Source organism: Agarivorans sp. DSG3-1, from assembly GCF_046774965.1.
Taxonomy (GTDB): Bacteria; Pseudomonadota; Gammaproteobacteria; order Enterobacterales; family Celerinatantimonadaceae; genus Agarivorans.
In genome coordinates this window covers 4450493-4470972 of record NZ_CP177241.1, presented here as the reverse complement: position 1 = coordinate 4470972, position 20480 = coordinate 4450493, and the positions used below count along the sequence as shown (strand labels likewise).

Below are 20480 nucleotides of genomic sequence, written 5' to 3'. Positions count from 1 at the left end.
ATATGAATAAGTTTGACGTTAAAGAACTTGATTTACATTACGGCGACACTCACGCATTAAAAGGCATTAACTTACCGATCCCTGAGAAGAAGGTTACAGCGTTAATTGGCCCTTCAGGTTGTGGAAAATCTACCTTATTACGTACCTTAAATCGTATGAACGATTTAATTGAGAACGTCACCATTAAGGGTGATGTAAAACTAGAAGGTAAAGACATTTACCAAGATCGCAATGTAGCAGCGCTGCGTATGAAAGTAGGTATGGTTTTTCAAAAAGCTAACCCGTTTCCAATGAGCATATACGAGAACGTAGCTTATGGTTTAAAAGCCCAAGGGATCCGCAATAAGAAAGTCTTGGATGAAACCGTAGAAACGGCACTGCGTAGCGCTGCATTGTGGGATGAAGTGAGTGATCGATTAAACAGCCCTGCATTTGGTTTGTCTGGTGGTCAGCAGCAGCGTTTGTGTATTGCTCGTACTATTGCTATTCAACCCGATGTGATTTTGATGGATGAGCCAACCAGCGCGCTAGACCCTATCGCGACTCACAAAATTGAAGAGTTAATGGATGAGCTGCGTAAAAAGTTCACCATTGTGATTGTTACGCATTCTATGGCGCAGGCTAAACGCATTTCAGATAAAACTGCATTTTTCTGGATGGGTGAATTAGTTGAGCATGGCGACACCGAGCAAGTATTTACAGCACCAGTAGACGAGCGAACCCGTGGTTATGTAAACGGCGACTTTGGTTAAGTTTATTGCTTAATAAAAAGCCGCTGGTTACGCAGCGGCTTTTTTGTATTTAGCGATTAATAGGCAAAGACTCTATATGCCATTTAGGGGCATCTCTTCGGCGTTGCTCACAACGCTTCAAAATGGCTTTTTTCGCTTCGTTATTTACCCCTGTCCACGCACAAATTTCATCTAGACGACGAAAGCAACCGACACAAACATCTTCACCATCGAGGGTACACTGGCGAATACAGGGTGATTCAATTTGCTCTTGTAAGTCCATTTTCGTGTACCTCGACAGTTATAATCTGCTCACTCTACCAAGCTATAAGGAAGCTGGGCGATGGTATACAGGCTTTGCTCATCACCTGCTAAGCGAAACTTAGCTTCTGCATCGGTATCATTATTAAGCACCGCTAATAACTCTATATAGCCAGGCTCAAGTTGTACCGCTTGTAACACAGTGCCTTTACCGCGCCAATTGTCACCCATTTGCTGCTCTAAGCGATCACCGGCTTTGGGTAATGTATTGCCATGACCAGCAAGACGTAACGAAGCGCGTTTATTGGCTCCACGATATTTAGCGCGGGCAATGGTTTCTTGGCCTGTGTAGCAGCCTTTAGAAAAGCTTAGTGCATCGAGGTGCTGCAAATTAAGCGCTTGAGGAATGAATTGCTGCTGAGTTTGCTGCTCAATGGTAGGCAAGCCTGACACAATTTGCAGTGCTCGCCACAACTCGTTAGCGTCTAGATCACTGCTCGGTGCATCTTGCCCCCAGTCAGCCGCTTCGGTAATCACCAAATAACGGCGCTTAGGGCCGTCGATATGCACACAAATACCTTGTTCGATTAATCCGCCATGGCTAGCAATTTCTTCACCAAACTTCTCGGCAATGTAATGCGGTGCTTCGCTGCCCATTACTGCCGTGGTATGTAAGGTGGTTTCGGTTTCGATATTTACTTTTGAGAATACCGCATACTTTTTTAATTCTTTTAACTGAGATTCAGCCAAGGATTGAGGCTGCAGGTAGAGGTAGTCTTGCTCTAGGCGCAGTAAACGCAGTACCGACCATATTTTGCCCGTTGGATCGCAATGAGCAGCAAGGCTTTGTTGACCAGGAGATAAGCTATTTACGTCACAGCTCAATTGGCCTTGTAGGTAGCTATTAGCATCTTCGCCGCTCACTCTAACCAAGTGCCATTGGTCTAATGGTTGAACTAATAATGGAGGCAAAGTACATAAAGTTTGTTGAGACATAGTCGACTTCCGTTGAGAGCTAGGTCAAGCTTATTAAGGTGTAATTTGGTGGCTGAAATGGTATCTTCGTTAATACTTTTACAGCGCCGCTAATAAGCCTTTTAATGGGCTTCAGTATTGCTGACCAGTGTAACTCATGTCTACAAGGAACAACATGCAGGAAAATAAGTCACGTTTAAAATGGGCCTGTCGTAGGGGAATGTTAGAGCTTGATGTGTTGTTTATGCCTTTTGTTGATGAGGCTTATGACGAATTAAGCGACGAGCAAAAACAAACCTTTAAACGTTTATTGGCTTGTGACGATCCTGATTTGTTCGCTTGGTTTATGGGCCACAAAGAATGTGAAGATCAACAACTCGCAGACATGGTTGATGTTATTCTCAAGCGCGTCAAAGTGTGAGTTCTCGGCAGCGCGCTCGCGCTGCTACTTCTATTTAGTCTTCGCCAATGGCTTGCTGCAAGTTACTTTGCTGTTAGCTTTTCCTGAGTTGATGCCGCTCTTTGCTTTGTGCCTTTTGGCGACAAGCTGCTTTTTTTACCATTGGTGGCATTACCAACCTAGTGGGTACTTTAGTGCTGAGCAGATTGTGTATCAGCAAGGTGAACATCACGTTAAGCACTTATGGTTGGCCAATTCTCGGGTAGCTTTTGGAGCGTGTTTGGTGGTTTCTAGCACTCAAGATAAGCCTACTATCAAAGTGATTTTTGCCGACAGCTTACCCAATGATGTTTACCGCCAGCTGTGCTTTGTTATCAACTTCCCGCAAGCTTAGTAACTATCTCCTGCTTTAGAGAGCGACAGAGACAAAAAAGGCTTACCGTAGTAAGCCTTTTAAAGCGCGTTTAAGCGTCGTTATCATCTTCTTGGTAGAAGGTTTCTGGGTCTAAAATAGTGGGTTTAATTTTGTCTAGCTTATCTGGATAATCTAGATTGTAATGCAGGCCGCGACTTTCATGGCGGCGCATGGCACAACCTACAATTAACTCAGCAACTTGCAACAAATTACGTAGTTCTAGCAAATTATTGCCCACTTTAAAGTTTGAGTAGTACTCAAAAATTTCTTGCTGCAGCAAGTGAATTCTTCGCATTGCTCGCTGTAAGCGTTTATTAGTACGAACGATGCCTACGTAGTCCCACATAAACAAGCGCAGTTCGTGCCAGTTGTGGTTAATAATAACTTCTTCATCTGAATCACTCACTTGGCTGTCGTCCCAAGGTTGTATTTGATGGCAAAGCTCAACATCATTTAAGTGCTGCTTAATGTGCTGGCTGGCGGCATGAGCAAACACTACACACTCCAGCAAAGAGTTACTGGCCATGCGGTTAGCGCCATGTAAACCGGTATAAGCCACTTCGCCAATCGCGTATAAGTTGGCTAAGTCGGTTTCGCCTTGCAGGTTGGTGACCACGCCACCACATGTATAGTGGGCAGCGGGCACTACCGGGATTGATTGTTTGCGAATATCAATGCCCAGTTCTAAGCAGCGTTTGAGAATAGTAGGGAAGTGAAGCTCAATAAATTCATCGTCACGATGGCTAATATCAAGGTATACACAATCGGCACCTAGGCGCTTCATTTCATAATCGATAGCGCGAGCCACAACATCACGTGGGGCGAGTTCTTCGCGTGAATCAAAGTCTGGCATAAAACGGCTGCCGTCAGGACGTTTTAATAAGGCTCCTTCACCACGAAGCGCTTCGGTAAGTAAAAAATTACGCGCTTCAGGATGGAATAAACAGGTTGGATGGAACTGATTAAATTCCATATTACCCACACGGCAACCTGCACGCCAGGCCATGGCAATACCATCGCCGCTGCTTACATCTGGGTTACTGGTGTACTGATAAACTTTGCTGGCGCCGCCAGTCGCCATTGCCACAAATTTGGCTTTAACTACTTCTACGCGTTCTTTATTACGGTTCCAAACGTACGCGCCAACAACCCGTTTTTCATTACTGGTGGTTTCGGTGATTAAGTCCACGGCATTAAAACGTTCTAGCAAAGTAATATTAGGGTGGCTAAGCACTGCTCTTACTAAGGTTTTTTGAACGGCCTTACCAGTGGCGTCTGCAGCATGCAGAATACGGCGGCGGCTATGACCGCCTTCACGCGTAAGGTGGTACTTGGATTCGCCGTTAGTGGCGGTTTCTTGGTCGAAGGGCACACCAAGGTTAATGAGCCAATCAATACACTGCTTGCTGTTTTCTGCGGTAAATTTAACCGCTTCTTCATCACATAAGCCGTCTCCGGCTATCAAGGTATCATTGACATGTTCTTCTACGCTGTCATTCTTATCAAACACTGCGGCGATACCGCCCTGAGCATAATAAGTGGAACCTTCTTTCAGTGGCCCTTTGCTCAGCACGTGGACTTTGGCATAATCAGCCAAGTTTAAGGCCATAGTTAAGCCTGCAGCGCCACTGCCTATTATTAGAACATCGCTAGTGTATTCCATAGATGCGCTCTTATACGTAGTTAAAAGAAAAATTGGAGTATAAGCTAGTTTAACTGAAACTTACTTAAGTTTGCAGTGTCTCACAGAGGCGCAAAATTTTATTTGGTTGGAAGAGAACTTTTTTGAAAACAAGCAGTCTGAAGAGATGTGCCGCCAAAAAAGCTACCGAAACTCAAGCATTAGGGAGACGGTAGTTACAGATGTCAGAACAGTGGACAGATCAAACGTTGGTCGAACGGACACAGCGTGGCGATAAAGCGGCATTTAATTTGTTGGTACAAAAATACCAACATAAGGTAACAAACCTTATATCACGTTATATCGTGAATCATGGTGATGTAGCAGATGTAACGCAAGATGCGTTTATCAAAGCTTACCGTGCTTTACCTAACTTTCGAGGCGAAAGTGCGTTTTATACTTGGTTGTACCGAATTGCGGTTAATACTGCGAAAAACCATATTGTGGCTCAAGGGCGTAGACCCCCAGCAAATGATGTGGATGCGGAGGAAGCAGAGTTTTACGATGGCGCTGAAGCTTTAAAAGAAGCTGACACTCCAGAAACTTTGTTGTTATCCGAAGAAATAAAAGAGGTAGTTTTTGCTACAATGGAAGGACTACCTGATGATTTGCGCACAGCAATTACTCTTCGAGAGATAGATGGCTTAAGCTACGAAGAGATTGCAAATGTAATGGATTGTCCTGTCGGAACCGTGAGATCACGGATATTTCGAGCAAGGGATGCAATTGAAAAGCGAATACAACCGCTTTTAAGTAGGTAACTTTGGGGATTAATGACCAATATGGCAAATAAAGAACAGTTATCCGCACTGGTTGATAACGAATTAACCGACGCAACACTGTTAGATCTGTTAGCCAATGAGCCAGAGCATACAGAGCAGTGGAGTAATTACCATTTGATTGGTGATGTACTTCGAGGCGATGCGCCAAAGCAAATCGATATAGATATTGCCAGTAAAGTTGCTTCAGCCCTAGAGCAAGAGCCTGCTATTGTAGCGCCTAAACCTCAGGTTACAGAGACTAAAGAATCTTCTGTTAAGGTGGTTCGTTTCTTTAAATACGCTGGCCAATATGCAATTGCTGCCTCGGTAGCTGTAGCGGCGATTATCGGTGTTCAACAATATTCTTTCCAAGCGGGCGATGCCGAACAGCCTCTGCCGGTTTTTAATACCGTGCCAGTGGGTGGTGCAGTAGCGCCAGTTAGCTTGCAGTCTAACCCACAGCCTCGTGAATTAAGCGAAGCTGAAATTGTCGAACAACGTAAACGTATTAGTGCCTATTTACAGGACCACCGTTTTCAGCAACGTATCGTAGAGTAAAAATATAGCCTATGCGCTTTAAGACTATCGGGATGCCAGTAATGTTGTTGCTGGCATCCTTTTCTGTTTCAGCAGAAACTATCAACACCTCATCCACCGCTGATGCTAGTTCTAGCATTGTTACTCAAACTAGCCCCGCTATTAGCTTGCTTCAAGATTATCAACACGCTTTTCGACAGCGACAATATGAAATTTCATATATTGTCGTACGCCAAGGCCACATAGAACCTGTGCGGCTGATTCATGGTGTAGTGAATGACGTTGAAGTAGCTCATCGAGTCTACCTCAATGGCCCCGCTAATGAAGCGGTGTATCGAGACGGAACCGTGGCATTTTTTGAACCTGGGCAAACTCCTTACAGCCTTTCAACTACTCGCTTGCCGGGAATGTTTGGTAATTTGGCTGCTGTGGACTTAGCGCATTTACAAGCCAATTACGATCTTGTTATTGCAGGTAAGAGCCGCGTAGCAGGGCGTCCCGCTCAAGTGATGCGGATTGTGCCTAAATCTTCAGACTTATACGGCTTATATTTTTGGATAGATTATGGATCGCAGCTACCTTTGCGTTTAGACATTGTTGACCAAAATGGTGAGCTAGTAGAGCAGCAAATGGCTGTGACCTTATCTGAGTTTGAACAACCAAGTGAATGGATGGTAGAGCTCTCGAACTTAGATTTACCTAGTACGGTTGTGGGTAAAGAAGCGGTTAACAACGAAAAACATAAGATTAATTGGCGTTTAGGTTGGCAGCCCAAAGGGATGAATATTGCACAAAAAGAGCAGCATTCTTTGGCTGTGTTGTCTGAATCTGTTGACTACATCAAACTCAGCGACGGCTTATTTGATATCTCGGTTTACGCGAACGCAATTGGCCAAACGAATCCTTTACGTGAGCAACTGGTTCGTCAAGGTGCGACAAGTTTGCACACTGTAGTGAGAAAAGGCATTGAAATTACGGTTGTGGGCGAAATTCCGCCAGAAACTGCGTCAAAAATTGCTGACTCCGTAGTTATCGGCCCATACCTAGAGAAAGCTAATGAGCCAGCTCAATAACGGCTCGCTGATCATTGAAACCGCTAAAGTCGTGGAGGTAGATGACGGCTATGCAACCGTAGAGTGTGTCAGTAAAAGTGCCTGTGGTAGTTGTGGAAGTGCCGAGCATTGCGGGAATAGCGCTATCGCTAAAGCTTTTCCAACTCGAACTCACCAACTTAAAGTAAAACTCACTGATTCAGTAGAAGTAGGTGATCAGATTGAATTGGGTTTGGTGGCAAAAAATATGCTGCAAAGTGCTTTGCTCGTGTATTTACTGCCCTTGATTATGCTTATCGCAGGTGCAGGTATCGGAAAATGGTTAAGCCAACAGATTATGGCGGGTGATTGGCTTATCGCTTTAAGCGCGTTTAGCGGTTTGTTACTTGGCTTTTTATCGGTACGTTTGCTGGCTAGGTATTTTATTCATCATTCGCGTTATCGACCACGAATGCTGAGTCGGCAAAGTTAAGTTTTTTAAAGCGTCCAAAATTGGGCGCTTTTTTAGTTTTATTACTGGTAAAACATTTACTGAAATAAGTACGCATTTTTTTTGGATTTTGATGGATTGTGGTAGTATCCGCGTCAACGATACAATGCGCGATTGCTGCATTTTAAAGAAAGTTGAGCTTTGGTTTGCTCATTGATGATTTTACAAAGGTAATATCTTGATAAATAAGAATATTCGTAACTTTTCGATTATCGCTCATATCGACCATGGTAAATCGACCCTATCCGACCGCTTAATCCAACACTGTGGTGGCTTGAGTAATCGTGAGATGGAAGCGCAAGTTTTAGACTCTATGGATTTAGAGCGTGAACGCGGAATTACCATTAAAGCACAAAGTGTCACCTTGGATTACACCGCCAAAAACGGTGAAACTTACCAACTTAACTTTATTGATACCCCAGGGCATGTTGACTTCACCTATGAAGTATCACGTTCTTTGGCGGCTTGTGAAGGTGCTTTACTGGTAGTTGACGCAGCGCAAGGCGTAGAAGCGCAGACCTTAGCCAACTGTTATACGGCGATGGAAATGGAATTAGAAGTCATTCCTGTGCTTAACAAAATTGACTTGCCACAGGCTGATCCTGATCGCGTAGCTGAAGAAATTGAAGACATTGTGGGGATTGACGCCACCGACGCTACAGTTTGTTCTGCTAAAACGGGTTTAGGTATTGAAGACGTATTAGAAACCATTGTACGTGACGTTCCGCCACCAGAAGGTGACGATGAAGCGCCGCTACAAGCACTAATTATTGACTCATGGTTTGATAACTACCAAGGCGTAGTGTCGTTAGTTCGTGTCACTAATGGCGAGCTAAAAGCCGGTGAACGAATGGTTGTGATGTCTACCGGACAAGCACACGTAGTGAATGAAGTGGGTATTTTTACGCCTAAGCAAACCAATACTGGTGTGTTGAAAACAGGCGAAGTGGGCTACATTGTGGCAGGCATTAAAGATATTCTTGGTGCACCAGTGGGCGATACGCTTACCACGCTTAAGAATGGTTCTGAGCAAGCTTTACCGGGCTTTAAAAAAGTTAAACCTCAGGTATATGCAGGTTTGTTCCCAACCAGTTCAGATGATTACGAAAACTTTCGTGATGCCTTAGGCAAACTAAGCCTGAATGATGCTTCTTTATTTTATGAGCCAGAAAACTCTACCGCTTTAGGTTTTGGTTTCCGTTGTGGTTTCTTAGGCATGTTGCACATGGAGATTATTCAAGAGCGCTTAGAACGCGAATACGATCTTGATTTAATTACCACTGCACCTACTGTGGTTTACCAGGTTGAAATGAACAGTGGTGAAGAGCTGTTTGTTGATAGCCCAGCTAAATTGCCGCCAACCAATAATATTGCTGAAATTCGTGAACCCATCGCTGAAGTAAACATTTTGGTGCCACAAGAGTACTTGGGTAATGTGATTACCTTATGTGTTGAAAAACGCGGCATGCAAATCAACATGGCTTATCACGGTAAGCAAGTTGCACTAACTTACGAAATTCCAATGGCTGAAGTGGTATTAGACTTTTTCGATAAGCTGAAATCGACTAGCCGTGGTTATGCCTCGTTGGATTACAATTTTAAACATTTCCAAGCGGCGAATATGGTGCGTGTAGACATCATGATCAATGGTGACAGAGTGGATGCCCTAGCATTAATTACTCACAAAGATCACTCTGAGTCTCGTGGTCGCCAGGTCGTAGATAAAATGAAAGAATTGATTCCGCGTCAGATGTTCGATATTGCTATTCAAGCCTCAATTGGCATGCATATTATTGCACGCTCTACTGTTAAGCAGTTGCGTAAGAACGTTATCGCCAAATGTTATGGCGGCGACGTTAGCCGTAAGAAGAAACTATTAGCGAAACAAAAAGCGGGTAAGAAACGAATGAAGCAAGTAGGTAACGTGGAAGTACCTCAAGAAGCATTCTTAGCCGTACTACATATTGGAAAGGACTAACATGGCCACTATATTTCCGCTAATTCTGGTATTGGCTACATTTGTAACCGGAATTATCTGGGCTTTAGATAAGTTTCATTGGGAAAAGCAACGTGCCGCGAAGTTGCAAGATGCTCGAACTGCCGCTGGCGGTGATTTACCTAGTGACGCAGAAGAGAAGATCACAGCGCCTCCAGGGTGGATTGAAAACGGGCGTTCAGTATTCCCGGTTATTGCCATTGTGATGGTGCTGCGCTCGTTTATTTACGAGCCTTTTCAAATTCCATCTGGCTCGATGATGCCGACTTTATTAGTGGGTGATTTCATTTTGGTTGAGAAGTTTGCTTACGGGTTGAAAGATCCGGTAACTCGTTCGACCTTATTGGAAACTGGTAGCCCAGAGCGTGGCGATGTAGCGGTATTTAAGTATCCTCAAGATACTCGTATTGATTACATCAAACGCATTGTAGGTTTACCCGGCGATCGAGTGATTTATCGAGGCAAGCAGTTGTTCATTCAGCCAAAGTGTGAATCCACACCTTGCCCTGAGTTGAAGCCTGTTCCACTAGACTTTGAAGTGTCAGGTCGCTTTAAACAAGGCCCTATGTCACTAGAAAATTATCATGAGCAACTGGGCGAAGTGAGTCATGAAATATTGATTAATCCAGCAGCTCCAGATCGCGTGCAATACTTTTATCAGCAGCCAGGTACGGCTAAAGATGAGTGGATTGTTCCAGAAGGTCATTACTTGGCCTTTGGCGATAACCGCGATAACAGTACAGACAGCCGTTACTGGGGGTTTGTTTCTGATGAGAACCTAGTAGGTAAAGCCGTAGCTATATGGATTAGCTTTGAATTTGAGCGCGCCGAAGATTCAATATTACCAGGATGGATACCCACCGGTGTTCGATTTAATCGCATTGGTGCGATCAAGTAAAAGGTAGATGATGATTAGCTCAAACCCAGAACGCTTGCAGCGTGCGATAGGGTACAAATTTAAAGATGACAGCCTGCTTAACTTAGCATTAACGCATCGCAGTGCCGGAGGCGTACACAATGAACGCCTTGAGTTTTTAGGCGATGCGGTACTGAGTTGGGTGATTGCTGACGAGCTTTACCACCGTTTTCCCGATGTATCTGAAGGCGACTTAAGCCCTATGCGTTCTACTTTGGTTAAGGGTAAAACCTTAGCTGAGCTAGCCCGTAATTTTGAGTTGGGTGAATACATTAAATTGGGGCCCGGTGAATTGAAAAGTGGCGGCTTTCGTCGTGAATCTATTTTAGCCGATGCGGTTGAAGCAATTATTGGTGCAGTATACTTAGATAGTGGCACTGATAGCGCCAAAACTATGCTGCTGAATTGGTACCAAGATCGCTTAAACACTATTGAACCAGGTTTAAGTCAAAAAGATCCTAAAACCCGTTTACAAGAGATTTTGCAATCACGTAAACAAGCTTTACCTGACTACCAAGTAGTAGACATAAAAGGTGAGGCACATAATCAGCAGTTCACCGTGAGTTGTGCTGTAGAAGGCTTAGATGAACCTGTTGTTGGCACTAGCACTAGTCGCCGTAAAGCTGAACAAGTTGCCGCTGAGTTGGTATTGGAGCGTTTAGTATGAATTATGATACTCGTTGTGGCTTTGTAGCCATTGTTGGTCGCCCAAATGTAGGTAAATCCACTTTACTTAACTCTATTCTTGGCCAAAAGGTAAGCATCACTTCTAAGAAGCCACAAACCACTCGTCACCGTATTCTAGGTATTGATACCGATGATATCTATCAAACTATTTTTGTAGATACTCCCGGTTTACATATTGAAGAACAGCGTGCCATTAACCGCTTAATGAACCGCGCTGCGACCAGCTCTTTGGGCGATGTGTCAATGGTGGTGTTTGTGGTTGAAGGCACCAAGTGGACAGCCGATGATGAATTGGTACTGGGAAAATTACGCCATTTAAAAGTGCCAGTAGTATTGGCAATTAATAAGGTGGATAACGTACAAGATAAAGAAGAGTTATTCCCGCATATGAAGTTGATGCAGGAAAAATTTGATTTCTCACACATACTACCGATATCAGCCAAGCAGGGGAAAAACATTGAGCAAATTCGAGAATGGGCACAACAAACCCTGCCTGAGAATGTGCATTTTTTCCCTGAAGACTATATAACCGACCGTTCTTCGCGCTTTATGGCTGCAGAGATTGTACGTGAAAAACTGATGCGTTTTACCGGTCAAGAATTACCGTATTCAACCACCGTAGAAATTGAACAGTTTAAGATGCAAGAGAATGGCGTGTATCAAATCAATGCCCTTATTCTTGTTGAACGCCCTAGCCAAAAACGAATGATTATTGGCAGCAAAGGCGACAAATTGAAAACCATTGGTAAAGAAGCCCGCTTAGATATGGAGCGTTTGTTTGATAACAAAGTGTTCCTAGAAATGTGGGTGAAGGTTAAATCTGGTTGGGCCGACGATGAGCGCGCTTTGCGTAGCTTAGGTTACGGAGACGAATAAGCTTGCCTGAACAGGCACTTACTCCCGCGTTTGTTATTCATACGCGGCCTTATCGTGAAACGAGTTTGTTGGTTCAGCTATTCACGTTAGAATTTGGCAAAGTAAGTGCTGTAGCAAGAGGTGCGCGGGCTAAACGGTCTAAATCGCGCGGCATTTTGCAGCCTGGCGTTCCTTTGCTGGTTGAACTTGCTGGCAAAGGTAGCTTACTCAATTTTAAACAAGTAGAGGCCAGTAATTTAGCTTTGCCGTTGTTTGGCAACTACTTATACAGCGCCCTCTACCTGAATGAGCTATTGTACTATTTGCTCGACGAAAATACCGCTTATCCCGGCTTGTATCAGCTGTACCAAGATAGTTTAATGGCATTGGCGAAGCAGCAACCTTTGGAAGCCTGTTTACGTGAATTTGAATTGAATTTGATAGCTGATTTAGGTTTCGCCTTAACTGAGCCAGAACAGCTTGCCGATGGTGTTAACTATCAGTATCGTTTAGACCAAGGATTTGTTGTAACGTCTCTTCGCTTAAGTAATGTTATTTTTAGTTACCAAGAAGTGCTGATGTTGCTAAGTTTTGATCCGCTACAAGCGTCACACCTTGCTTGTGCCAAACGTTTTTGTCGAATCGCGATTGCGCAGTTACTCGGTGGAAGAGAACTAACCAGTCGTAAGCTATTTACCCCAATTAAAACTACCAATAAAGCTGTTCGATAACAGCATTGTTGAAGAAGGAAAGTACGTGAGTGACATTTTATTAGGCGTTAACGTCGACCATATCGCCACTTTACGCCAAGCGCGTGGCACCACTTATCCAGATCCTGTTTTGGCTGCTGGCATTGCTGAAATGGCCGGTGCCGATGGCATTACCATTCACTTGAGAGAAGACCGTCGCCATATCGTGGATCGTGACGTAGCGGTAATGAGCCAAACAGTGCAGACCCGTCTAAACCTTGAGATGGCTGTTACCGATGAAATGATAGAAATTGCTTGTCAGCATAAACCTCATTTTGTATGCCTAGTGCCGGAAAAGCGTGAAGAGCTAACTACAGAAGGCGGCTTGGATGTTGTTGGTAATCTTGAGAAGATTACCGCCGCGGTGAGCAACTTATCTAAAGCGGGTATATTAGTGTCGCTGTTTATCGATGCAGATGATGAGCAAATTGATGCATCGTTAGCCTCAGGCGCACCGTTTATTGAGTTGCATACCGGCCATTATGCCGATGCAAAAGATGAAGCTGCCCAGCAATCAGAATTAAAGAAAATTGCAGCAGCCGCTAGCTATGCCGCTGATAAAGGCCTAAAAGTGAATGCTGGCCACGGTTTGCACTATCACAACGTATTGCCTATTGCGGCATTACCAGAAATTATTGAGTTGAATATTGGCCATGCCATTATTGCTCGCGCGGTAATGGTTGGCATGACTGAGGCCGTAAGCGAAATGAAAGCCTTAATGGTACAAGCGCGCAAGAGCGAGCAATAAGTCGTGGCCGTGGTAGGTTTGGGCACCGATATTGTACAGGTAGCGCGCATTGCTAATAGTAAGCAAATGCAAGCCCTAGCAAAGCGTGTTTTAACCGAAAGCGAACAGCTACGATTTGCTGAACATTCTTCAGCGGCTCGTTTTCTTGCTAAACGCTTTGCTGCTAAAGAGGCTGCTGCCAAAGCTTTGGGAACCGGCATCGCCAAAGGCGTTGGTTTTCAGCAAATTGAAATTAGTAACAACCAATTGGGTAAACCCGAGTTGCATTTTAGCGGAGCCGCTTTAGCGTTAGCAGAGCAGCTAGGGGTAACCAGTCAGTTTATTAGTATTAGTGATGAGCGCGATTACGCGGTGGCTACCGTAGTACTAGAGCGCGAATAAAGGAGAAGTATCTTGGTTGAACGATATCGCGTTCAGTTAGACTTATTTGGTCTAATGAAGCTGTTGGCTTTAGTGGGTTTTGGTGTAGGTGTAATAGCTGGCTTGGCTTTGTTAATCTATACCATTATGAATGGTGGAAACATTATTCAGGCGATATTGCCGATGATTATTTCGCCGTTCAGTAATGCTTTAGTGACGGCTTTATTTGGCCTAGTAAGTTACCCCTTCTACAACTGGTATTGTAATCGCAATAGAGGGCAAGTGCTCACCGGGCGATTCTTAAAAGAACAACAAGACCAAGCTAAAATAGAAGAAGAACAATAACAAAAACCGCTGCAAAGCGGCTTTTTTCTTGGAGTGAATCCCATTGAGCGATTAGTTGAGTTGTTGGTTGATTTGCTTAGCAGCGAGTTTCACTTTTTCAATCTCATCACTTAGCTCAAGCAGTTCAGGCTCAACCCTAGCCACCTCTCCATGCTGACGTAAGCTATCTTCAATAGTGCCAGCTAAAGACTCTAGGCGTTTACAGCCGCTGTAAGCACAGCCGCCTCTAAAGCGATGGATCAGCAATACAAATTCATCAGCGTTTAGCTGCTGAGCAAGTACTTGCTCAATGCCGCTTTCTATTTCAGCAAAGCTTTCTTGAAGCATCACAAACATATCTAGCGCAAGAGTTTGATTATTGTTGGCACGTTGCATGGCTAATTGCCAAGACAAGCTGGCGTTTTCAAACTCCAATATCTGCGGTTGCTCTAAGGTAGACACTAAGTTTTCACGACTGAGCAATTTGGCGTTGGGTTGCCAGCGATGAATAAGCTTCTCTAAAGAGGACTCGTCGATAGGTTTGGCAAGGTAGTCGTCTACACCTTGGCCGAGCAGCTGTTCCTTTTCACCGGCTAAGGCATGCGCCGTTACCGCAATAATTGGTGTTTGCTGGTTTTTACTATTTTCACGGATTTTTTGTGTGGCGCTAATACCGTCTAAAATCGGCATTTGAATATCCATCAATATCAGGTTGTAAGAGTTTTCTTCGGCTTTAGTTATTGCCTCTAAGCCATTCGTACAGGTATCTACTTCGGTCACCAACTCTTCCAACATGGCTGAAATTAGCTTGAGGTTGGCGGCGTTGTCATCAACTGCGAGTACTCGCAGGACCAGTTTTGAGCGCGATACTTTGGCGATTGGCGTAACAACAGGAGAGTCGTCGATGCGGTCATCTACCAAGGCGTGTGCGAATTTACGATGATTAATGGGCTTGCTAATGCAGTGTTTCGCACCTGCTTGTAAAATCACTTGGTGAATATCGGGATCGCTTGAGTTAATCAGCGCAATCACTTCGTAAGACACTTTAAGTGCTTGGGTTATTTTTTGTTGAAGAGGCGCTAAATCTTTCCAATCGCTATGGCCGATGACCAAGGTGCCCTGAAAATCGACAAGGGCATTGCGCCACTGTTGCTCAGTGTTAACGGTTTGCAGTGGTAACTGCCACTGTTCAGCCAAGCCAGATACAACCGCTTGGCTAATCTCGTGAGGTTCAAACAATAATACGGAGGTCTTACTTAAGGCGGTGAGTGGAAGCGGTGCGCCCAATACCATTTCCGCAAGTTCCATATGGAGCTCAAAACCAAAAATAGCGCCATGTTCAGGCTCAGAGCTTAGTTTAATGTCGCCCCCCATTTGTTGCACTAGCTTCTGGGTAATCACTAACCCTAATCCAGTACCACCGTATTCACGGTTAATGCTGGTGTCTGCTTGTTTAAAGGCTTGGAACAGCTGAGACTGTTGTTCTTTCGAAATACCAATACCAGTATCTTGTACCGAGGCGCCAAGTATTACTTGCTGACCTTGTTGCTTAACTAAGCCAACGTTTACAGTTATTTGCCCTTGGTGGGTAAACTTAATGGCATTGCCCAACAGGTTGGTAAAGACTTGTTGTAGGCGCAAGGGGTCACCTCGTAAGCCTTCGGGAACATTTGGTTCAATCAGAAGGTTTAATTCTAGGTTTTTATCTTGAGCGCTAGGTGCGAGTAGGGTGACTACATCGTTTACTGTATCGCGAAAGTTAAAGTCGATACGTTCTAGCTTTAGTTTACCGGCTTCTAATTTTGAGAAATCTAGAATGTCGTTAATGATAGCTAATAGGTTGTTAGCCGACTTTTCAATGGTGAGCAGGTAATCTGCTTGGTTATTGCTCAGTTGCGTTTTTAGTAGTTGGCGAGCAAAACCAATGACGCCATTTAGTGGCGTTCTAAGCTCATGGCTCATGTTTGCTAAGAATTCAGATTTAGCTTTTGCCCCTTGTTGGGCTTCTTTTTTAGCAATATCCAGCTCAATGTTTTGAATTTCAATCTGCTCTAAGGTTTCCCGTAGATCACTGGTGGCTTGGTCAATGCTCTGATGCATCTCTTCGTGGTACTCGGCCAAGGATTTCGCCATGGAATTAATACCATGTTTCAGTAAACCCAACTCACCTGTGTAACTGCCATCTACCCGCGCATCTAAGCGCCCTTGGCGAATTCTATCTACAATACTTACCATATTGGTGATGGGCTGAGTGACTTGTTTACTTAATTGGAAGGCAAACAACACACTAATCAGTACACCAAATAAAACAATAAATAGGGCAACGGTGGTATCTCTAAACTGCAGTAACAACGCCCTGTCTTTGTTGTACTGCATTGAGATATAGCCCAATAATTCGGGCTTACCATTGCTAAATGCTGCGAAGCTACCTTCGGCTTCAGCCCAAATGGGGGCGCGTAAAATAATGCGATTGGGGTAAATTTCTACTTGAGTTGATTGCGGGAGCGGTAATTCTGGATCGCTTTGCAACAAACGAATATTGCGGTGGTAGTTACTGGTGACAAATAGCTGATTGTGTTTATCGTAAACCGCAATGCTCTTGATAAGCGGAGACATTTTACGGTGAGTTACACTGATCAGTGATTTAACTTTTTCTCGGTTGTAACGGCTTAAACCTACTTCACTGGCAATAGCCAGCGGTTCAATAACGTTAACCCCTTGTTCAATCACAAAGTTATCGAGTTGCTGATTACGGTTAAAAGTAAAGTAACTCGCTAACAAGATCCCCACGAACAGAGTGGGTATAATGGTGAGAATATATACGCGGGCACGTAAGCCATACTTGGTCATAAACGTTTCTTATGGGAAAATGACATGGTTCCAATCGCTTATGATGACATAAGCCCATCCCTTTTTGTATTCACAGGTTTAATAAGTCTCTTCTATGGCGCAATTTTTTAAAGCTAAACCCAAATCGAACAATGTTAAAGCTCTTAGAGGTGTAGAGGTTTTGCAGCTCGATCACCACTTAAAGGGCGTAGTTAAAGCCAATGGGCAAACATTTTTTGTCGACGATGTGCTGCCAGGAGAGCGCATAGATATTTTGCCGGCGAGTAAATCAGGCCCTGCTAAGTTGTTAAAACGCTTGAGTTCTTCACCTCAGCGTTTAGAACCTGAATGTGAGTTTTATCAACGTTGCGGCGGCTGTAGTGCACAGCATTTAGGCGCAGCCGAGCAGCGTGAATACAAACAGTACGCGGTGGCTGCATTGATTTCACGTTTATCCGGTTTTACCGATTTGCCGAAGATTGAAACGATTTATGGTGATGAATGGCAATATCGCCGGGTTGCTCGATTAAGCTCTTGGTTTGATAAAACCACTGGCTGGCAGTTGGGTTTTAGGCAAAAGGCCAGTAAGCAATTGGTGGCTATTTCAGCATGTAAGGTGCTAACGCCCCGGCTTTCGGAACTAATTCCTGCTTTACAGCTCTTAGTTAAGGCTTGGCCTAAAACGGTTGGCTTGGGGCATATTGAGTTAATAGATTGCCAACCTCAAACCGTTTGCAAAATTCGCTTAACCAAAGCGCCTAGTGAGAAATTAGAGCTGCAATTAAAGCAGTTTGCCGAGCGACATAATATTGGCTTGCAGTTGCACACTGAGGAACAGCGATGGCTAGTAGGCTCTGATGCCTATTACACGTTAAACGAGCAACAGCTAAACTTGGCGTTTACGCCCGGTGACTTTATTCAAGTGAATGAAGCAATGAATCAACAGATTGTGTCTACTGCTATAGATTGGTTGCAGCTTAACAAAAGCGATGTGGTATTGGATTTGTATTCTGGTATTGGCAACTTTAGTTTGGCGATTGCCCAGCAAGCTCAGCAAGTGATTGCGGTAGAAGGCGTAGCGGCCATGAGCGAACGTGTGATGTTTAATGCAACACGCAATGATATTAGTAATATTCAAGCTTTTAGTGGTGATTTAGAACAGGTTGAAACCGCAACAGTATGGGAAAATTCAGCAGTCACTAAAGTCTTATTAGATCCTGCTCGTGCAGGTGCAAAACTTGCTATTACTCAGGTTGCCAAGCTTAGCCCAAGCACCGTAGTATATGTGTCCTGTAACCCTGCAACACTAGCTAGAGACACAGCAGTGCTTAAACAGGCGGGGTACCGGTTAGTTAAATTAGCGCTGGTAGACATGTTCGCCCACACTGAACACGTTGAAACAATGACCTTGTTCGAACGCTAGGTGTTGGCTAGTTTGTTAATAGAGAATAATAAAACAAAGGAAATGTAGCTGTATGGTCTCGGTTCGAGAAACACACCTTAATCAAGAGCTCTTGTTTGATGAAAATCAATGGGTTGAAAGCTTAGATATAGCGGTTGAAGACCAACAGCGCTTATTTGTTGCCTGTAATTATTTTCGTGCCTTAGATGCAGATAAACAGCAAATCCACAGTTGTTTGAGTAAAGGCAAAGAGATGGTGGAGATCCTTGTTACTTTGAACATGGATCTGCCAACCTTAAAAGCGGCGTTGCTGTTTCCTTTTGTGGATGCAGGTCTACTTTCTAAAGATAAACTAAGCCCACAGTTTCCCGATGAAGTGATAAAGCTTCAATACGACGCGGCGCAAATGGATGCAATGAAAGTACTGCGCACCGGGCAAAACAAGAGTTTATCTTCAATCCAAATTGATAATGTTCGTCGCATGTTATTAGCGATGGTCGGTGATGTACGTGCCATTGTAATTAAGTTGGCCGAACGTATCTGTTTTTTACGTGAAGTGAAAAACGAAGAAGAAGATGTGCGAGTACTGGCAGCTAAAGAGAGCCAAGACATTTATGCGCCATTGGCTAACCGTTTAGGTATTGGTCAGCTTAAGTGGGAATTGGAAGATTTCACTTTTCGCTATTTACATCCTATTACCTATAAACAAATTGCCAAGCAGCTCGATGAAAAACGTTTAGACAGAACCCAGTATATCGATGATTTTGTTGCCAAGCTACAGCAAGAAATTGAAGGCGCAAATATTGATGCCCAGGTTTATGGGCGACCAAAACACATTTACAGCATTTGGCGGAAGATGCAGAAGAAAGATTTATCTTTCGATAAGCTGTTTGATGTTCGCGCAATTCGAATCGTCGCTGAAAAGCTGCAAGATTGTTATGCCATTCTAGGTATTGTACATACCTCATGGCACCATATTCCTAGCGAATTTGACGACTATGTTGCTAATCCTAAACCTAACGGTTATCAGTCGATCCATACGGTAGTTATTGGCCCTGAAGGCAAATCTATCGAAGTGCAAATTCGTACTAAACAAATGCACGAGGATTCCGAGCTGGGCGTGGCCGCCCACTGGAAATATAAAGAGGGCGGTGCTGGCTCTGCTGGGCGCAGTGATTTTGAAGATAAAATCGCCTGGCTACGCAAGCTACTGGCTTGGCAAGATGATATTGCTGAAAACGGTTCAATGTTAGAAGAGCTTCGCTCGCAAGTATTCGATGACCGTGTGTATGTATTCACACCAAGTGGCGAGGTGATTGACTTACCATCGGGCTCTACGCCATTAGATTTCGCTTATTACGTGCATAGCCAAGTGGGTCACCGATGTATTGGCGCTAAAATAGGTGGGCGCATCGTGCCGTTTACCTACCAGTTACGCACAGGTGAGCAAGTTGAAATTATTACTCAAAAAGAATCTAGCCCAAGCCGTGATTGGCTAAACCCTAATCTAGGGTATGTGAAGTCGTCGCGGGCTCGAAACAAAATTGCCACTTGGTTTAAGAAACAAGATAAAGATAAAAATCAAGTTGTTGGTAAAGAGTTATTAGAAGCTGAGCTTAACAAGCATGGCTTTAAGATGAGTGACGTAGAAAGCTGTGTAGAGCGCTTTAATGTTAAAACCTTAGATGACCTGCTGGCGGCTATTGGCGCTGGCGACGTGCGTTTAAACCAACTGATTCATCATCTGCAGGCTACTCTTCATAAACCAACAGCTGAAGAACTTGACCGCCAAGCACTTGAGACTATTACCAAGAAAGCCGAACATCACGGACAAAAGAAGAAACGTGCTAAAGATGCCATTGTTGTTGACGGTGTCGGTAACCTAATGACCCATATTGCGCGCTGTTGCCAGCCCATCCCAGGCGATCTCATTAAAGGGTTTATCACTCAAGGTCGTGGTATCTCAATTCACGGTGCCGATTGTGAGCAATTAGCTGAGCTGGTTAGTCGTACCCCGGAGCGGGTGATTGACGCGGTATGGGGTGGAAAAGATTCGGGTGGATATAACCTCACTATTCGTATTGTTGCTAATGATAGAGGGGGGTTATTACGAGATATCACCACGGTGTTAGCTAATGACAAGGTGAACGTAATGGGCATGCAAAGTCATTCAGATGTGAAAAGCCAAACTGCTACTATTGATATGGAAGTAGAGATTTATAATCTCGAATCTCTGTCTCGAGTGCTATCTAAGATAAACCAGCTTAACCATATTATTGAAGCTCGTCGTTTACGTTAAGCCTGTTGGAAG

Annotated in this window: 21 protein-coding genes; 17 read left to right on the top strand and 4 right to left on the bottom strand. The window is 44.1% G+C overall.

Annotation, left to right across the window (positions count from 1 at the left end):
* Window positions 1-2 precede the first annotated feature (2 nt).
* Window positions 3-752 carry a phosphate ABC transporter ATP-binding protein PstB gene (pstB, locus tag ACLD71_RS20765; protein ID WP_137671632.1) on the top strand — a complete coding sequence of 250 codons (750 nt, stop codon included), beginning with the start codon at window positions 3-5 and terminating at the stop codon, window positions 750-752.
* A gap of 49 nt (window positions 753-801) precedes the next feature.
* Here the strand turns inward: pstB and ACLD71_RS20760 are convergent, their stop codons facing one another.
* On the bottom strand, window positions 802-1014 hold the full coding sequence (locus ACLD71_RS20760; protein ID WP_137671631.1) for a DUF1289 domain-containing protein: 213 nt from the start codon (window positions 1012-1014) through the stop codon (window positions 802-804).
* 29 nt (window positions 1015-1043) lie between these two features.
* Window positions 1044-1988, bottom strand: a complete 945-nt coding sequence (gene ygfZ, locus ACLD71_RS20755) for a tRNA-modifying protein YgfZ (protein ID WP_137671630.1) — start codon at window positions 1986-1988, stop codon at window positions 1044-1046.
* A gap of 154 nt (window positions 1989-2142) precedes the next feature.
* On the opposite strand from ygfZ, the gene ACLD71_RS20750 reads away from it, so the two are divergent.
* Complete coding sequence (locus tag ACLD71_RS20750) at window positions 2143-2388, top strand: succinate dehydrogenase assembly factor 2 (RefSeq protein ID WP_137671629.1); 246 nt, start codon at window positions 2143-2145, stop codon at window positions 2386-2388.
* Window positions 2360-2761: a protein YgfX gene (locus ACLD71_RS20745; protein WP_137671628.1), complete on the top strand. Its 402-nt coding sequence runs from the start codon at window positions 2360-2362 to the stop codon at window positions 2759-2761. Before ACLD71_RS20750 ends, ACLD71_RS20745 begins: the two co-directional genes overlap by 29 nt.
* A 70-nt stretch (window positions 2762-2831) precedes the next feature.
* Here ACLD71_RS20745 and nadB read toward each other — a convergent pair whose 3' ends face one another.
* Window positions 2832-4445, bottom strand: coding sequence for an L-aspartate oxidase (nadB, locus tag ACLD71_RS20740; RefSeq protein ID WP_137671627.1), 1614 nt, complete (start codon window positions 4443-4445; stop codon window positions 2832-2834).
* 200 nt (window positions 4446-4645) lie between these two features.
* On the opposite strand from nadB, the gene rpoE reads away from it, so the two are divergent.
* From rpoE to ACLD71_RS20680, 12 genes are all read left to right on the top strand, one after another.
* Window positions 4646-5224: an RNA polymerase sigma factor RpoE gene (gene rpoE, locus ACLD71_RS20735; protein ID WP_137671626.1), complete on the top strand. Its 579-nt coding sequence runs from the start codon at window positions 4646-4648 to the stop codon at window positions 5222-5224.
* Window positions 5225-5245: 21 nt separating this feature from the next.
* Window positions 5246-5782, top strand: coding sequence for a sigma-E factor negative regulatory protein (locus tag ACLD71_RS20730; RefSeq protein WP_411991870.1), 537 nt, complete (start codon window positions 5246-5248; stop codon window positions 5780-5782).
* Between the two features lie 41 nt (window positions 5783-5823).
* Window positions 5824-6834, top strand: coding sequence for a MucB/RseB C-terminal domain-containing protein (locus tag ACLD71_RS20725; RefSeq protein ID WP_411991868.1), 1011 nt, complete (start codon window positions 5824-5826; stop codon window positions 6832-6834).
* Window positions 6818-7285 carry a SoxR reducing system RseC family protein gene (locus tag ACLD71_RS20720; RefSeq protein ID WP_411991866.1) on the top strand — a complete coding sequence of 156 codons (468 nt, stop codon included), beginning with the start codon at window positions 6818-6820 and terminating at the stop codon, window positions 7283-7285. The genes ACLD71_RS20725 and ACLD71_RS20720 overlap by 17 nt, the downstream gene beginning before the upstream one ends.
* A gap of 196 nt (window positions 7286-7481) precedes the next feature.
* Entirely contained in the window at window positions 7482-9281 is a 1800-nt protein-coding gene (lepA, locus tag ACLD71_RS20715; RefSeq protein WP_201798667.1) for a translation elongation factor 4, read from the top strand.
* Window position 9282: 1 nt separating this feature from the next.
* A complete protein-coding gene (lepB, locus tag ACLD71_RS20710) occupies window positions 9283-10197 on the top strand; it encodes a signal peptidase I (protein ID WP_411991864.1) in 915 nt (304 codons plus the stop codon).
* 10 nt (window positions 10198-10207) lie between these two features.
* A complete protein-coding gene (rnc, locus tag ACLD71_RS20705) occupies window positions 10208-10882 on the top strand; it encodes a ribonuclease III (RefSeq protein WP_201798681.1) in 675 nt (224 codons plus the stop codon).
* Window positions 10879-11778, top strand: coding sequence for a GTPase Era (era, locus tag ACLD71_RS20700; protein WP_137671621.1), 900 nt, complete (start codon window positions 10879-10881; stop codon window positions 11776-11778). Before rnc ends, era begins: the two co-directional genes overlap by 4 nt.
* A gap of 2 nt (window positions 11779-11780) precedes the next feature.
* The gene (recO, locus tag ACLD71_RS20695; RefSeq protein ID WP_161985065.1) at window positions 11781-12488 is read left to right on the top strand and encodes a DNA repair protein RecO; all 708 of its coding nucleotides are present in this window, start codon (window positions 11781-11783) and stop codon (window positions 12486-12488) included.
* Window positions 12489-12513: 25 nt separating this feature from the next.
* Window positions 12514-13254: a pyridoxine 5'-phosphate synthase gene (pdxJ, locus tag ACLD71_RS20690; RefSeq protein ID WP_137671619.1), complete on the top strand. Its 741-nt coding sequence runs from the start codon at window positions 12514-12516 to the stop codon at window positions 13252-13254.
* 3 nt (window positions 13255-13257) lie between these two features.
* Window positions 13258-13635 carry a holo-ACP synthase gene (gene acpS, locus ACLD71_RS20685; RefSeq protein WP_137671618.1) on the top strand — a complete coding sequence of 126 codons (378 nt, stop codon included), beginning with the start codon at window positions 13258-13260 and terminating at the stop codon, window positions 13633-13635.
* Window positions 13636-13647: 12 nt separating this feature from the next.
* The gene (locus ACLD71_RS20680) at window positions 13648-13959 is read left to right on the top strand and encodes a hypothetical protein (protein WP_137671617.1); all 312 of its coding nucleotides are present in this window, start codon (window positions 13648-13650) and stop codon (window positions 13957-13959) included.
* A gap of 51 nt (window positions 13960-14010) precedes the next feature.
* On the opposite strand, the gene barA is transcribed toward ACLD71_RS20680, so the two are convergent.
* Window positions 14011-16788, bottom strand: a complete 2778-nt coding sequence (gene barA / locus ACLD71_RS20675) for a two-component sensor histidine kinase BarA (protein ID WP_411991861.1) — start codon at window positions 16786-16788, stop codon at window positions 14011-14013.
* A 94-nt stretch (window positions 16789-16882) separates the two neighbouring features.
* Here barA and rlmD point away from each other — a divergent pair, with 94 nt between their 5' ends.
* The gene (gene rlmD / locus ACLD71_RS20670) at window positions 16883-18190 is read left to right on the top strand and encodes a 23S rRNA (uracil(1939)-C(5))-methyltransferase RlmD (protein WP_411991859.1); all 1308 of its coding nucleotides are present in this window, start codon (window positions 16883-16885) and stop codon (window positions 18188-18190) included.
* Window positions 18191-18242: 52 nt separating this feature from the next.
* Window positions 18243-20468, top strand: a complete 2226-nt coding sequence (relA, locus tag ACLD71_RS20665; protein ID WP_411991857.1) for a GTP diphosphokinase — start codon at window positions 18243-18245, stop codon at window positions 20466-20468.
* Window positions 20469-20480 lie beyond the last annotated feature (12 nt).